Origin of the sequence: Flavobacterium sp. 90 (genome assembly GCF_004339525.1) — a bacterium.
Lineage (GTDB): Bacteria > Bacteroidota > Bacteroidia > Flavobacteriales > Flavobacteriaceae > Flavobacterium.
In genome coordinates this window covers 3,308,163-3,323,916 of record NZ_SMGE01000001.1, presented here as the reverse complement: position 1 = coordinate 3,323,916, position 15,754 = coordinate 3,308,163, and the positions used below count along the sequence as shown (strand labels likewise).

Here is a 15,754-nt window from a genome sequence, read left to right as displayed (position 1 = left end):
TCTGTCGGTTTATTAATCACAGAAAACTAAGTAAGTATTTTTTTTTATAGTTTATTATAAAATCAATTTGTAATTTTATTAGAAATACTAAATCACCTACTAAATGTATCTCAGCAATCCAAACATAATACTTCCTAAGGATCCGGATACGGTTGTTTGGAAATACCTGGATCTCTCTAAGTTTCTGGATTTATTACTCTCTAAGAAACTTTTTATGTCGCGCTCTGATAAATTTGAAGATCAGTATGAAGGCACTTTTAGCGAACCTACTTTTGAGGAAATTAAAAAACTAGCCATTGATAATCCGGACTTTTTAAATTACTACAAAACACATCGTGAACAAGTCGCTATAAGCAGTTGGCATATTAATGAATATGAATCTTTTGCCATGTGGCAGATTTTTACCCAAAATAGTGAAGGATTAGCCATTCAGTCTACTATTGGAAGACTGCAAAAAGCATTGAAACCTGAAAATAATTTTGACCAGTATATTGGTGAAGTTAACTATATCGACTATAAAAAAGAATATATTCCGTTTGATGATTTGTTTTTCCCTTTTCTCTTTAAACGAAAAAGCTTTCAATACGAACGTGAAGTTCGCATCATAACAGATACTTCAAAAAGCAACATTAAACTTAATGACGGATTAAAAATCAATGTTGATATCAGTCAATTAATTGAGAAGATATACATTCACCCAAAATCAGAAAACTGGTATAAAAAGCTTGTAATTGATTTAGTAGATCGCCTGGGTTTTGGAATCGAAATCGAAAAATCTGATCTCGAGAGCGATATTTTGATTTAGCTTTTTTATAAAACACTAAGGTTCTGAGTTGCTAAGATTCTAAGTTTTTTAGCCACTGATTAAAATGATTTTACATTTTGGATCTATTCCCGCATTTTGAGATTATTCGTTGATTATTATGGTATTTTTTATCTTTACATAAACTGGACTAAAGTCCAGCTCTACAAAATTTACCGAACCTTCGGTTCTTTTTTATCGATCCTAATAAAAAAAGCGATTTAAAAATTAATTTTTAAATCGCTTTTTTCTAAATCTTAGTACCTCAGAACCTTAGTCCCTTAGAACCTTTAAATAGGTTTATAACTTTTTACTTCCCATTTTTTAGAAGCTAAATCTATATAATTATAATGTAAAACATCATTTTTATCAAATTGTCCGTTTTGGTTGGTATCTTCGATTGTTCTAAAGTATAAACGGTTTTTAGACTCGATTAAACTCCAATCTACCAATTCCTGAAGATCTGCAGAAACTTTAGTAAAATTCTCACCACTAACATTACTCAAATACAATGTTTTGATATCTCCGGTATCAATTTTACCATCTTTATTAGTATCAGAATCTGTTAAGGTATAAACCATAACTTTATTCTGTGTTTTATCCGCAACTGTTTTTAAATAAGTCGCTGTTAAAATCAAAACCGGTTTATCTGATAAAGCATGAATAGAATCTGAATCTACTTTTTGAAATTTCAAGTTTTGCAAATAACCTGTAATCTCATATTCCCCTAAATTCGAAATCGTAAAACTCACATCATTTACACTTGAAGATCCAAAACGTGATTTCGTACCTCTTTCAAAAACACGCAAATCTCCAACAGGATGAATCAAATAATTCGTTCCTTCCATTTGAATAGGCAAATCAGCAACTTCTATTTGCGTTGAATCTGTTTTTGTGACAACACTTGCTTTATTGGCAGCATCATAAATTACTTTCGGTTTCTGAACTTCATCTTTACAACTCACTAATGTTCCGATGATTGCTAAGGCTATATATTTTAAGGAATTTTTCATGTATGCTAATTATAATAGAATATCAAATATAGTATTTTTGATTGTATTATTTGTTTTTATTGAATTTTACTAAGACGAAGATGTTGAGAAGTACAAGTCCTAAATAACCTAACGATAGAATTTCCCATTTGTTTTGAAAAAATGATATTTGAAAAGCTTTTTCTTCCTCTTCTCTTTTATTCTTTAATTCCCAAGCTCTTTGTTCTGCCATTAATGCACTAGTATTACAGTTCATTCTCTGATAATGAATTGTATCCTTAACTTTTTTTGGTGTATTACTACTTCCTAAAATATAAATATCATTGTCGTTTATCGCCCAGGTTGGAGCATCTTCTTCAATTAAAATATCAAGAGTAGTAATAAAAGTTTGATAATAAGATTTTGAACCAAAATGCATTTTAATTCCATTAACTGTATCTTTTTCAATTCTTAATTTCCTAAGATAAAGTTTCATTTCGTTCAATTTCTTGTTTTCTAAATAACTTCCGTCAAAATTAAATACTTTATATTTTCGTAAAGTAGCAACCTTATAATCTTCGAATTCATTTCCAACAGGAACATTAAGATTAATTCCTCCATAAACCTTAAAAGCATCCACTTTATAAAAATGATAAAAACAAAATACAGGAATCAAAACCAAAGAAATCATTCCCGGAACGTAAAAAATCTTCTTTCGCTTTTCACGCTTTAAGATCATAATCGGGCATTCAATTTTATATTGAAAACTCTCGAAGTCATATAATTTGGGATTGCATATTGATTTTTAGAATATACATCGCGAACCCAAGTATTAGTTATCGCATTTTGATTATTGAAAAGATTGAAAATCTCTAATCCAACAGATAATTCTTTGAAGTTTTTCAACCAATTTGCTTTAGCAACTTTAGTACTGCTATCAACAAAAACTTTAGCAAAACCAATATCTACTCTACGATAATCGTTTAATCTGTTTTGATATAGATATGGATCTGAATATGCTGGCGCTCCTCCAGGTAAACCAGTATTATAAACTAAATTCAGGTATAATTTTACACTTGGAATATTTGGCATATAATCCTGAAACAACATCGCAAATTTCAAACGCTGATCGGTTGGTCTTGCAATATATCCTTTATCGGCGTAATCTTCTTCGGTTTTCAAATAACCAAAACTAATCCACGATTCTGTTCCCGGTACAAATTCTCCGTTTAATCTAAAATCAAGACCTTGTGCATAAGCCTTTGCATTATTATTGGCAACATAACGAATTCTAACATTATCGATCGAATATACATTTACATCAGAAAGTGACTTATAATACAGTTCCGTTACCCATTTAAAAGGACGATTCCACATTTTAAAATTATAATCATTCCCTAAAACAATGTGAACTGATTCCTGTGCTTTTACATTTGGATTTACAACTCCTTCTAAATTCCGAAGTTCTCTATAAAAAGGCGGCTGATGATATAATCCTCCCGAAAGCCTGAAAACCATATCCATATCCCAATCCGGTTTTATGGCAAATTGTGCACGCGGACTAAAAACAATCTGATTTTTTCCTTCAACAGCTGCTCCGGAAACATTCCAACTCTGGAAACGAGCTCCCAAATGATACCAAATTTGATTCGAACCTAATTCAGATTTTTTATTGTATTGCGCGTAACCTGAAAATCTGTTTATAGTATTATAATTTGTTGCACGAACATCCTGATAAGGCAACAATGGTCCTGTATAAGGCTGATATGGCTGATTGTTTTGCGGCAAAATAGCAATTGGCGGATTTATAGAAAACCCGGCCGAATCGATCATTTCCCATTCTACAATTCTATCTCTAATGGATTCTCTGGTATATTTAAGTCCAAATTCTAATTGGCTGTCATTTAACCATTCTTTAAATCCTTTAATTTCGGCATTAGCAATTAAAGCATCCAGATCATTTCGGGCGTGATTCAATTGCGAACCAATTCCTTTTGTGAAATCAACTTGAGAAGTATCTCCGTCCTCACCAACATTTCCAAGACGATATTGTGCCAAAATATCAAAATGCTCTTGTTCAGTGGTATGAAAAAGTGAACCTATAAGTTTCAACGTTAAAGTTGGAGAAACCTTATAAGTCGTTTTTAATGCTCCAAAATATGTATCATATTTATCTCTTTCCTGCCCTTCATAATATACGGCAAGCGACATTGGCTGATCGATTGTTCCAAATTTTGTCTCACGGGTTAAAGGTTGGTACAAATATTTATTTTCAGAAATATTTCCTAAAAAGCTAATTTGCCATTTTTGCGAAATATCATAATTGATGTTCGTTTGAATATCAGCAAAAGTTGGTGTATAATTAGTTTGCGTATCCTGACTATTGACTAACAAACTGTTGTTTCGATAACGAACTCCTGTTACTGCAGACCATTTTTTATCTTTAGAAACAGCATCAACAGACACACTTCCTCCAAGTAAACTTGCCTCTAAAGAAGCACCAAACTGAGTTGGTTTTCTATACGTAATATCTAAAACCGAAGATAATTTATCTCCAAATTTAGCCTGAAATCCTCCCGCCGAAAAATCAACGTTTTGAACCAAATCTGTATTTGTAAAACTCAATCCTTCTTGTTGACCGGAACGAATTAAAAACGGACGATAAACTTCGATTTCGTTTACATAAACTAAATTCTCATCATAATTCCCGCCACGAACTGCATATTGCGTACTTAGTTCATTATTTGAATTTACTCCCGGTAATGTTTTTAGAATATTTTCGATTCCGGCATTTGCTCCGGGAATCTTTTTTATCGTCGCAGCATCAATAGTGGTAATTCCCTGAACGCGCTTTTTATTTTTGGAAGAAACAAAAACTTCTCCCATTTGCTCTTCAGAATTACTCATTACAGGATTAAAAACAAAAACTTCATTTGGTTTTAGATTTACTGCCAAACTCATCATTTTTAAAGAAATGTGAGTAAAGATCAAAGACGTTTTTTTGTTCGAAGGAACATCGATTTCAAAAAAACCGTTTACATCAGATCGTGTTGCATTCCCGGAAGAAGTCACATTGACATCGACAACCGGACGTTTTTGATCATCTAAAATAATACCTTTAACATGAGCATTTTGAGCAAATGAAATACAAGAAATGCATAAAAAAAGAAAACCGAATATTACTCTGTTATTATTCAAACGTTTTGATTTTATTTTTGTTGACTTCTAAAAAAATGAGTTTCAAAGATAGCAGAATTACCCACATTATCAATTACTTCAATTTTTAAATCGTTTGCCCCTTCGGCAAGCAATGCATCATCAAAAGTATGTGTGATTTTCTTTGTTTTATTTTCATATTCAAACAAAATCCAATTTCCGTTTAAATATCCGTTGTAAGATTTAATTCCCGATGCAGCATCATTGATGATGAAATCTATTTTTTTGACATCACTGATCCATTTATCCTGAATTGGTTTTACGATTTTTATCGTTGGTTTAATGGTATCCAAAACCAAACCGAATTGTCCTAATGTTTTTGATTTGGCCGTAAAAACGTCTCCTTTTCTAATCGTTCCGTTGTAACTGTTACCTCTTCCAATATAAAGTTTATCTCTTAATGCTTCCGGATAAGTATCATCTTTTATAGTAATTGTAAAATTTGAATGCACCGGAACCGTATCGTCGTGAATATAAATACGATTGTTTTTTACATCAAAATTCAGATTAAAATCATCGTAAAAAGTTCCTGCCGGAAAAAACACGGACATATTATCTTTTTCGAAATTGGAATCTTTATTGACTTTTATAAAATATTTTGAAGTAATTGGTTCTTCTTTTACAACTGGCGTCGCAGCGTCATATTCAACCGGAACTGTAATCGTATTCAAATTTCCGAAATAGTCCGAAACTTCAATTCTGTAGGTTGATGCTAAATTCGGCTCGACCGGAATAATTCCACGCAACGAATCTGTTTTTATGATGCTTAAAGCGTATGGCGTTTTCATGAAAAGTTTTTGAACGCGCTGGCCTGATTTTTTATATTTCCCATAATCAATCAATGCATTTACATAACGCATTTCGTCAAACGAATAGGTATTGAACTGATAATTGTAATTTTGATTTCCGTTAAAAAAAGTAGAGACATTAAAAACTCCATTTTTATTAAAAGAGACATCATCAAAATCTACAGCAACAATTCCAAAACCAATTTTTCCGTTTGCTTTTACTTTACTTGCTAAATAGGTTCCGTCTTTTTGAAGCGCAACATTTAACAATAAAGGCTGTTTAGATTGATTTACTGTAGAATTATCTAACGGATAAACATATACGCTCGAAACTGTAGGCTTTTTAGTGTCTTTTATATTTTTATCAAATCCAAAAAATATCGGATTAATAACAAATTCAGTTTTAGTATCACGAATTTCAAAATGCAAATGTGGTCCTTCAGAAGAACCTGTATTTCCGGAAAGTCCAATAATTTCACCTTTTGTAACTGGCAATTCACCCGGTTTTAGAAACATTTCAATTTCGTATGCCTTTTCTTTATAATGCGTTTTTTTGACATAATTTAAAATTTCACCAACAGGAGTTTGCAAATGTCCATAAACTGAGGTATATCCGTTCGGGTGCGTAATATAGATACATTTTCCGTTTCCGAAAGTTGAAATTTTAATTCTTGAAACATAACCATCAGCGATTGCATGGACACTTAATCCTTCTCTTTGATTTGTTTTTAAATCAAAACCGGCATGAAAGTGATTGGGTCTTAACTCCCCGAAATTCCCCGAAAGCTGCATTGGAATATCAAGCGGAGCACGAAAATAATCCTTTGGATATTGGGTTTGGGCGAAAATAAAATTACAAAAAAACAGGGTCAATAGTGATAATCTCATAAGGCAACATTTTTGCTAAGATAAAGAAATTAGCTCCTAAAAACGAGTAAAAAGCTACAAAAATACAATTAATTGAAATTCATTTGATTGATTATTTTTAATGTAAAAAAATCGATAAAAAATTGCATTAATAAAAAGGAATACTAACTTTGTATGATTAAGTAATGAATAGGATTTATAATGAGTGTAATTGCAGAAATAATTGATACTCTTGAATATAAAGTCGAAAAGCTTTTTGAGAAATCAAAGGCTCTAGAAAAAAACAATCAGGTTTTACGATTAGAACTAACCAAAGCTGCGCAAATTATCCAGAAACAATCTGAAGAGATGGAGGCTTTGAAGAAGCAATATGATACACTTAAGATAGCCAATTCGTTGCTCGGCAGCGACAATAACAAGAGAGAGACAAAGCTTAAAATAAATTCATTAATTCGCGAAATTGATTACTGTATAGCACAACTATCAGATTAGAAAGACATGGACGGAAAGCTTAGAATTAAAATATCAATCGCAGACAGAGTTTACCCATTAACGGTTGAACCATCTCAGGAAGAAGGACTTAGAAGTGCTTCTAAGAAAATTGATGCTATGATCAAGCAATTCGAAGAAAGTTATGCGGTTCGTGACAAACAAGATGTTCTGGCTATGTGCGCTTTGCAATTTGCATCGCAAGTAGAACAAAAACAAATTGATAATGCAATCGATGGTGAAGAAACTATCGAAAGAATTAAAAGATTAAATTCGCTATTAGATCAATATCTCGAAAATTAAACGTTCTTTACAGAAACTAAGATACTGCCTACATTAGTTCACAATTGGTAAACTCAACACTAACAATTTAGAATGAGCAAATCGTCGCTACTATAGTATGCCCTCCTTTTGGCTGGGAAACTTGAACAGTGAGTTAGCTCAAAACTTGTCTTTACGAGTTTATTCAAGCAATTAATGTAGGCTTTTTTATATATAAATTTTAACAAACATGGACATAATAACGATCATTATTTCAGGTATTGTAGGGATTGCAGCAGGATTTGCAATCGCTAAAATCATCGAAAAAAGCAATATTTCTAATTTAATTAAAAACGCAAAAAAAGAAGCTTCTTCCATTTTAAAAGACGCTAATTTAGAAGCAGAAAATATCAAAAAAGATAAAATTCTTCAGGCAAAAGAGCGTTTTATCGAATTAAAATCAGAACACGAACAAGTTATTTTAGCTAGAGATAAAAAAGTAGCTGAAGTAGAAAAAAGAGTGCGTGATAAAGAATCTCAGGTTTCAAACGAACTTTCGAAAGCTAAAAAAGTAAATGACGATTTTGAATCTAAAACTCAGGAATACAACAACAAAATTGAAGTTTTAGACAAAAAACAAGCTGAAGTTGACAAATTACACAAAAGTCAATTGCAACAACTTGAAGTAATTTCAGGACTTTCTGCTGAAGAAGCAAAAGAACAATTAGTAGAAGGTTTGAAAGCTGAAGCTAAAAGCAAAGCAATGTCTCATATTCAGGATACAATTGAAGAGGCAAAACTTACGGCTCAGCAAGAAGCTAAAAAAATCATCATCAATACAATCCAGAGAGTTGGAACTGAGGAAGCAGTTGAAAATTGCGTTTCAGTTTTCAACATTGAATCTGACGATGTAAAAGGTAGAATTATTGGTCGTGAAGGTCGTAACATTAGAGCTCTTGAAGCTGCAACGGGAGTAGAAATCATTGTTGATGATACACCGGAAGCTATTATTCTTTCTTGTTTTGACCCTGTTCGTAGAGAAATCGCTCGTTTGTCTTTGCACAAATTAGTAACTGACGGACGTATTCACCCAGCAAGAATTGAAGAAGTTGTTGCTAAAACAGCAAAACAAATCGACGATGAAATTATCGAAGTTGGTAAACGTACCGTAATAGATTTAGGAATTCACGGTTTACACCCAGAGTTAATTAAAGTTGTTGGTAGAATGAAATACCGTTCTTCTTACGGACAAAACTTATTGCAACACTCGAGAGAAGTTTCTAAACTTTGTGGTATCATGGCTGCCGAATTAGGCTTAAATGTAAAATTAGCAAAAAGAGCTGGTTTACTTCACGATATTGGTAAAGTGCCAGATACTGAAAGCGATTTACCTCACGCATTATTAGGTATGCAATGGGCTGAGAAATATGGCGAAAAAGAAGAAGTTTGTAATGCAATTGGAGCTCACCACGATGAGATCGAAATGAAATCATTACTTTCCCCAATCGTTCAGGTTTGTGATGCTATTTCAGGAGCAAGACCAGGCGCAAGACGTCAGGTTTTAGATTCATACATTCAACGTTTGAAAGATCTTGAAGAAGTTGCTTACGGATTTAGCGGTGTAAAAAATGCATACGCAATTCAGGCTGGTAGAGAACTTCGTGTAATCGTAGAAAGCGAAAAAGTTTCTGATGATAACGCTGCAAACCTATCTTTCGAGATCTCACAAAAAATCCAAACTGAAATGACTTATCCAGGTCAGGTAAAAGTTACTGTAATCAGAGAAACCAGAGCAGTTAATATTGCTAAGTAATCTCAAACATTATAACACAAAAAAGGCTATCGAATGATAGCCTTTTTTATTTACGTTAAATTCAGTTTAAAGATCATTAAAGACGATTTTAAAACTTGTTCCCACTCCTACTTCGCTTTCTACAGAAATACTTCCTTTCATAGCTTCAATTTGATTTCTGGTAATATACAAGCCGATTCCTCGTGCTTCCTGATGCTTATGAAATGTTTTATACATTCCGAATAATAAATCACCGTAAACAGCCAAATCGATTCCTAAACCATTATCTGTAATTTTTAATGATTTATAACCTTCAGGTTCGATCGAAAAATCAAAAACTATTATTGGCTCGCGATCCGGATGTGCGTACTTTATTGCGTTTGTTGTAAAGTTTAACAAGACGCTTTCGAGATAAGCAGGATTAAAATTAATCGTCAGATATTTAGGAACATTATTCACAATCGTAACCTTGGTCTGTTTGTCATAACCTTTGATCGTCGAAATTGTTTTCTCGATGTATTCGCAAAGCTTTAAAGGAACAACAGCAATATTAATATTACTCTGCGTTTTTACGATTTGTGTCAAATTAGAAATTGTGTCATTTAAATCATTAGAAACAGTTCGCAAATGTTCCAACATTTCACTTACCGTTTCTTTATCACCATCAGCATCAATAAAGTCTAAAATCGACTTTATATTTCCTGCTTGTGTATTTAGATTATGCGAAACAATATGCGAAAAATTCACTAAACGACTATTTTGATCGCTGTACAATTTCATTGTTTTCATAAGCTCGAGTTCCTTTTCTTTTTGCAGAGAAACATCCGTATGGGTTCCAATTACACGCAATGGTTTACCATTTTCATCACGTTTAATAACTTTCCCGCGGTCTAAAATCCATTTATAATTTCCGCTTGAAGTCATTACGCGATGATAGTTTTCGTAATAAGGAATCTTATTATCAAAATGCTCTTGTATGTCTGAATAATATTTAGGAAGATCATCAGGATGCACAATTTTATCCCAACGTTCCGGATCATCAAAAATATCAGTAGAATCAAGTTCCAATATTTTTAGTGACAAAGACGAATAGAAAACATTATTCGTCACCATATCCCAATCCCAAATTCCGGCTGTAGAAGCATCAAGCGCAAATTGAAATCGTTCTTCTGAAATTCGCAGTTTTTCTTCTTTATCTTTTAATTCGGTAATATCAGAAACATGTCCGTAGAAACTCACTCTGCCATCATCAGATTGTTCTGTTTTTGCAGAAATCTTAAACCAGCGCAAACCTTTTTTTGGCAAAACAGCACGAAATTCAATATCCCAGGGTTTTATTTCTTTACGCGCTTTAACTAAAGATTGAAAAAATGCTTCACGATCCTGAAGAAAAACTCTTTCGTAAATAATAAATTTAATGTCGTTGTTGAATTCACTCGCCGTAAATTCAAAAATTTCATCAGCAGATTTACTAACCAGTGGAAAAGTATAATTGTTATCGGTGTCAACAACAAACTGAAATAACAAATCAGGCATCTCTGCAAACAATTTTTTATAAAAATTATTCACCTGTAAGCAATCCTCATTTTCATATAAATCAAAAACCATATGCTACTTATTTTTACTTAAATTGAATGATCAATAACGTTTAAAACAATAAAAGTGCCGTTTGTCGGTCTTATCTGCTTTTAGTAGAAAATAATATACAATATATTAATTTTTGCTTTAAAAATCAGGACTATACCCAAAAAATTATTTTCTTGGATGAAAAGAATGCATTACTTCTTTTAAAAATCTCCTGTCTAAATGAACATAGATTTCTGTAGTTGTTATCGATTCGTGTCCCAACATTAATTGGATAGATCTTAAGTCAGCTCCATTTTCAAGTAAATGTGTCGCAAATGAATGTCGCAAAGTATGCGGACTAATACTTTTATGCAAACCTATTTTTACTGCCAGATCTTTTATAATCGTAAACACCATTGCACGAGTAAGTTGATTACCTCTTCGGTTTAAAAACAAAGTATCTTCGCAGCCTTTTTTAATATTCAGATTTACTCTGACTTCCTTTTGATAAATCTCTATGTATTTCTGAGTTAATTTACCAATAGGAACAAAACGTTCTTTATTTCCTTTTCCGGTGATTTTTATGAATCCTTCGTCAAAAAACAGATCCGATATTTTAAGCGAAACCAACTCTGAAACCCGAAGTCCGCAACCGTATAAAGCTTCCAGCATCGCTCGATTTCGTTCTCCTTCATTTTTACTCAAATCAATTGCAGCAATAAGTGCATCAATTTCGGTAACAGATAAAGTATCCGGTAATTTTCTCCCAGTTTTTGGAGTTTCAATTAATTCCAGCGGATTATCATTTCTGTAATCTTCAAAAACCAGATAATTAAAAAAACTTTTCAACCCTGAAATAATACGCGCTTGAGAACGCGGATTCACTTCCTTAGAAACAGAATATATAAATTGTTGAACTGTTTCATCAGTAATTTTTAAAGGCGAAACTTCAATTTGATTGGTATCTAAAAAAAGACATAATCGCTCAATATCAAAACCATAGTTTTCGATTGTATTTTTAGACAAACCTCTTTCAATTCGCAAATACGATTGATAATCTTTTATGTATCGGTTCCAGTTCATATTTACAAAGTAAAACAATTTTTGGGCATAAAAAAACCTTCCTGATTAAGGGAAGGTTTTAAATATTTTTTTGATGAGAAATTAAAATTTATACGCTAATGACAATGCAAAATTGCTGTTTTTAAAGTTTGCATTATACAGATCAGGATACTGAGATCCATCAGAAATATCATTGACATCTGTTAAACCAATTGTGTAACGCGCCCCTATTGAAATATCTTCTGTAAAATTATATCCACAACCTAAATTGAAACCAAAATCTGTTGATTTATACAGATCACTAACATCTTCGCCTCTGGCTTTTGCCGATAGTAAAAACCCAATTTGTGGTCCTGCTTCAACAGAAAACGCATCTGTAATATAATATTTACCTAAAATCGGAATATTTAAATAATTCACTTTGACGGTCGTATTCGAATCTCCGTCAAAACCTTCAATTGTTGTTCCTTGTGTCGAATATAAAAATTCAGGCTGAACAGCAAATTTTTTCGCAACCTTTATTTCTGCAAAACCTCCAACATGAAAACCGATTAAAGACTTAACATCTTGTTCATAACCTGTAAAATTTGAAACATTCAATCCTCCTTTTACTCCAAATCTAGTTGACTGGGCATTCGCAAATCCAAATACCATACATGCCACAATTGGTAAAATAATTCTTCTCATTCGCTATAAATTAAAATTAAAAAAAAACACAACACCAAAATTACAGTATATTCTTATACAAATATAAGATTTTATCTTAAACCAAATTGATATATAATTAGTTTTTAGCATTATACAACCCAAATAAAAAAACCTTCCTGATTAAGGGAAGGTTTTAAAAATATTTCTAATAAGTAATTAGAACTTATATCCTAATGTCAAAGCTAGAACGCTATTTTTTGGACTATCGTAATATTGCTGAATAGTATTAGTACTATAATCTCCAATATTTGATAAACCAACGGTATAACGAAGATTCACAGAAACATTGTCTGTGAAGTTATATCCAGCACCGAAATTAAATCCTGTATCTACAGATTTATAACTGTCTTTTGCATCGTGACCATCTTGTTTAGCTGACACTAAAAATCCTAATTGCGGACCTGCTTCAACAGTAAATTGTTTTGTGATATAAAATTTAGCCAAAACGGGAACATTTATGTAATTCAACTTACTATCAAAGTTCGTCATACTTAATTCCTGTTTAGCGCCTTGAGTAGAAAATAAGATCTCTGGTTGAATAGCTAATCTTTCAATAACTTTAATTTCAGCAAAACCTCCAACCTGAAAACCAACTAAAGATTTAGCATTATAATTATACCCTCCGGCAAAACTCGTTACGTTAAGACCTCCTTTTACTCCAAATCTAGTTTTTTGTGCATTAGCAAATCCAAACACCATTACTGCCATTGCAGCGAAAATAATTCTTTTCATTTTTTTATATAATTAAATTAATCAAATATGATCATTCCATAAAAAAACCTCCCAAATTCAGGAAGGTTTTAAAATATTTTTTTCTTTACTAAAAATTAGAATTTATAAGCTAGAGATAATGCAAGGTTACTATTTTTAGCACTATCATAATAATCATCTGCATTATCGATATCTTTATCAGAAAGAGGAGACAAACCTATAGTATAACGAAGACCTACTGAAAGATTATCCGTAAAATTATATCCAGCTCCTATATTAAAACCAAGATCTGTTGATCTGGTAAAATCTTTAATATCATTACCTTCTGCTTTTGCTGACAATAAAATACCTAGTTGTGGACCAGCTTCAACACTAAATTTATTTTCTATAAAATAATATTTAGCCAATACAGGAATATTCAAATAATTCAGTTTAACATCACCATCAGTTCCAAAAGGACCGTCAACTTTAGTACCTTGAGTAGAAAACAAAAGTTCTGGTTGAATGAAAAATTTCTCAACAACATGAATTTCTGCAAAACCTCCAACGTGGAAACCTATCAAAGATTTAGTATCATCAACCTCTCCTCCAACTACAGTTGAAATATTCAAACCTCCTTTTACTCCAAATCTAGTTTTTTGTGCATTAGCAAAGCCAAATACCATTACTGCCATTGCAGCTAAAATAATTCTTTTCATACAATTTGTTTAAGGGTTATAATAGCCAAATATAAAAATATACTTAATAAAAATTAATTTTTATTTAAACAAATATCGCAGTAACTAAAACCTTTAATCCAAATTAAATAGAACTAACATATTAGTTATCAGAAATTGAAGTAAAAATCACAGTAACTTTTGCATATTTTAAAGAAGGCTCAAAAAATATTAATTAATCGAATTTATAATTGAATCCTAAATTGACGGAAGAAAGAGTTCCGTTATTTGAAATCCCTTTATACGAAGCATAGACTTCGATTTTTTTAGTTTGGAAACCAAATTTTGGCTGATATAAAAATCCTCCGTCTACATCTCCATCAACATTAATAGCATAACCTAAATCTCCTCCAATAAAAAAATTATCCGCAACTGAATATTGAGCGGTTCCGGCAATTGGAATAAAACTCTGATTAGTACTTCTTATCATTACATAGTTAACATTTCCAATATAGGCATTATAATCTTTACCTATATAGGTTGTATATCCCGTAGTTACTCCCGCACTAAACTTATCGGCTACATTCCACAGATAAGAAACATCAGCACCTAAGTTTACAGAAAACAAATCAGAAGTGTTTCCTAGTGGTAAACCAACGTGTGCTCCAACTTTGAAATGTCCGTCTTGAGCATTTGCAAAACCAAACGCCGTAACAGCGATTGTAGATAAAATAATTCTTTTCATTACAATTGTTTAAGGGTTATTGAACTCAAATATAAAAATATACTTAATAAAAATTAATTTTTATTTTAACAAATAAAGCAATTATTAGACCAAAACTCTTATTAAAAGAAAAATTTTCAAGTGATAATTGAACTTAAACGGTAAGTAAAATCAATAGCTCAAATGCGATTATTGCGCGTGGCATCTTCATTCGCAAAGAAATAAATATAAAAATATACTTACCAAAATCAATTCCTTTAAAAGCTATTTTGAAATACTATTCGTACTAAATACAAAAATTTTCTATCAAAACAAAACAGTCTCAAACATCTTAAAAAGAGTGTTTTACTAGTCAAAAATCAAAAAACATGCGAAATTTAGTAATTATTTAAACCAAAATATAAAACAATAAATTCCTAATTCTGTAGTTTTGACTAATAGATAACATTTAAAAATTACCAAATTTTAAAAACATTTTTATGAAGAAAATAATTTTAGCAGCTGTATTGTTCATCGCAACATCAGCTACAATACAAGCACAATTAGTACAATTTGGAGTTAAAGCTGGGGTTAACTTTGCAAGTCAAACCGGAGATGCAGGTCTTCAAGGTGTTGCATTTGACAAAGAAGGTATTACTAGCTATCACGTAGGTGTTCTTGCAGAAATTAAATTGTTAGAAAAATTCTCTATTCAACCAGAGCTTTTATATTCTACTCAAGGGGCAACATACAAAAATGCCGTTAGTGAATTTAAAAATGAATTAGGATACTTATCTATTCCAGTAATGGCTAAATTTTATCTAACAAAATCAGTAAGTTTAGAACTTGGACCACAAGCTTCCTTTTTACTAAGTGAAAAGAATGACTTTGATGTAAAAGATGGGGAAACTTTCGAATTTGGTCTAAATGCAGGTTTAGGTCTTAAAATTACTAAGAACCTTTTTATTCAAGGTCGTTATGGTTTAGGACTAACAGAAGCATCTAAAAATGCAGATGTTAAAAATTCAACTTTCCAATTATCAGCTGGAATCTTGTTCTAAAAATAATATCACATACTTTTCTAAAAACCGTTCTATTAATTAGAACGGTTTTTTTATTTTTACACTTTAGTGAAATGTTTTCAATAAAACCTAAAATGAAT

Annotated in this window: 15 protein-coding genes; 5 read left to right on the top strand and 10 right to left on the bottom strand. The window is 31.8% G+C overall.

Annotated features, from left to right (window positions below):
• Nucleotides 1–103: 103 nt before the first annotated feature.
• Nucleotides 104–805, top strand: coding sequence for a DUF2971 domain-containing protein (locus C8C83_RS13835; RefSeq protein WP_121329075.1), 702 nt, complete (start codon nucleotides 104–106; stop codon nucleotides 803–805).
• A 287-nt stretch (nucleotides 806–1,092) separates the two neighbouring features.
• Here the strand turns inward: C8C83_RS13835 and C8C83_RS13830 are convergent, their stop codons facing one another.
• The 4 genes from C8C83_RS13830 to C8C83_RS13815 are packed head-to-tail and all read right to left on the bottom strand — an operon-like array spanning nucleotide 1,093 to nucleotide 6,665.
• Entirely contained in the window at nucleotides 1,093–1,815 is a 723-nt protein-coding gene (locus C8C83_RS13830; protein WP_121329074.1) for a hypothetical protein, read from the bottom strand.
• A gap of 46 nt (nucleotides 1,816–1,861) precedes the next feature.
• Nucleotides 1,862–2,512 carry a hypothetical protein gene (locus tag C8C83_RS13825; protein WP_121329073.1) on the bottom strand — a complete coding sequence of 217 codons (651 nt, stop codon included), beginning with the start codon at nucleotides 2,510–2,512 and terminating at the stop codon, nucleotides 1,862–1,864.
• Nucleotides 2,509–4,971, bottom strand: a complete 2,463-nt coding sequence (locus tag C8C83_RS13820; RefSeq protein WP_132011789.1) for a TonB-dependent receptor plug domain-containing protein — start codon at nucleotides 4,969–4,971, stop codon at nucleotides 2,509–2,511. The genes C8C83_RS13825 and C8C83_RS13820 overlap by 4 nt, the downstream gene beginning before the upstream one ends.
• Before the next feature lie 11 nt (nucleotides 4,972–4,982).
• Nucleotides 4,983–6,665, bottom strand: coding sequence for a M23 family metallopeptidase (locus C8C83_RS13815; RefSeq protein WP_132011788.1), 1,683 nt, complete (start codon nucleotides 6,663–6,665; stop codon nucleotides 4,983–4,985).
• A 180-nt stretch (nucleotides 6,666–6,845) separates the two neighbouring features.
• Between C8C83_RS13815 and C8C83_RS13810 the strand changes: the two genes are divergently transcribed.
• The 3 genes from C8C83_RS13810 to rny all read left to right on the top strand — a co-directional run bounded on the left by C8C83_RS13810 (nucleotide 6,846) and on the right by rny (nucleotide 9,207).
• Nucleotides 6,846–7,136, top strand: a complete 291-nt coding sequence (locus C8C83_RS13810; RefSeq protein WP_121329071.1) for a hypothetical protein — start codon at nucleotides 6,846–6,848, stop codon at nucleotides 7,134–7,136.
• Between the two features lie 6 nt (nucleotides 7,137–7,142).
• The gene (locus C8C83_RS13805; RefSeq protein WP_056246511.1) at nucleotides 7,143–7,436 is read left to right on the top strand and encodes a cell division protein ZapA; all 294 of its coding nucleotides are present in this window, start codon (nucleotides 7,143–7,145) and stop codon (nucleotides 7,434–7,436) included.
• A gap of 208 nt (nucleotides 7,437–7,644) precedes the next feature.
• Nucleotides 7,645–9,207, top strand: coding sequence for a ribonuclease Y (gene rny, locus C8C83_RS13800; protein ID WP_121329070.1), 1,563 nt, complete (start codon nucleotides 7,645–7,647; stop codon nucleotides 9,205–9,207).
• Nucleotides 9,208–9,273: 66 nt separating this feature from the next.
• Here the strand turns inward: rny and C8C83_RS13795 are convergent, their stop codons facing one another.
• The 6 genes from C8C83_RS13795 to C8C83_RS13770 all read right to left on the bottom strand — a co-directional run bounded on the left by C8C83_RS13795 (nucleotide 9,274) and on the right by C8C83_RS13770 (nucleotide 14,634).
• The gene (locus C8C83_RS13795) at nucleotides 9,274–10,794 is read right to left on the bottom strand and encodes a PAS domain-containing protein (RefSeq protein WP_121329069.1); all 1,521 of its coding nucleotides are present in this window, start codon (nucleotides 10,792–10,794) and stop codon (nucleotides 9,274–9,276) included.
• Nucleotides 10,795–10,938: 144 nt separating this feature from the next.
• On the bottom strand, nucleotides 10,939–11,835 hold the full coding sequence (gene xerD, locus C8C83_RS13790; RefSeq protein ID WP_099709334.1) for a site-specific tyrosine recombinase XerD: 897 nt from the start codon (nucleotides 11,833–11,835) through the stop codon (nucleotides 10,939–10,941).
• Between the two features lie 81 nt (nucleotides 11,836–11,916).
• Nucleotides 11,917–12,501, bottom strand: coding sequence for a porin family protein (locus C8C83_RS13785; RefSeq protein ID WP_121329068.1), 585 nt, complete (start codon nucleotides 12,499–12,501; stop codon nucleotides 11,917–11,919).
• Between the two features lie 177 nt (nucleotides 12,502–12,678).
• Nucleotides 12,679–13,254 (bottom strand): porin family protein, encoded by a 576-nt coding sequence (locus C8C83_RS13780; RefSeq protein WP_121329067.1) that lies wholly within the window; start codon nucleotides 13,252–13,254, stop codon nucleotides 12,679–12,681.
• A 95-nt stretch (nucleotides 13,255–13,349) separates the two neighbouring features.
• Complete coding sequence (locus C8C83_RS13775) at nucleotides 13,350–13,931, bottom strand: porin family protein (protein WP_121329066.1); 582 nt, start codon at nucleotides 13,929–13,931, stop codon at nucleotides 13,350–13,352.
• A 193-nt stretch (nucleotides 13,932–14,124) separates the two neighbouring features.
• Nucleotides 14,125–14,634, bottom strand: coding sequence for a hypothetical protein (locus C8C83_RS13770; RefSeq protein WP_121329065.1), 510 nt, complete (start codon nucleotides 14,632–14,634; stop codon nucleotides 14,125–14,127).
• A gap of 458 nt (nucleotides 14,635–15,092) precedes the next feature.
• Between C8C83_RS13770 and C8C83_RS13765 the strand changes: the two genes are divergently transcribed.
• Nucleotides 15,093–15,653 (top strand): porin family protein, encoded by a 561-nt coding sequence (locus C8C83_RS13765; protein WP_132011787.1) that lies wholly within the window; start codon nucleotides 15,093–15,095, stop codon nucleotides 15,651–15,653.
• Nucleotides 15,654–15,754: the final 101 nt, after the last annotated feature.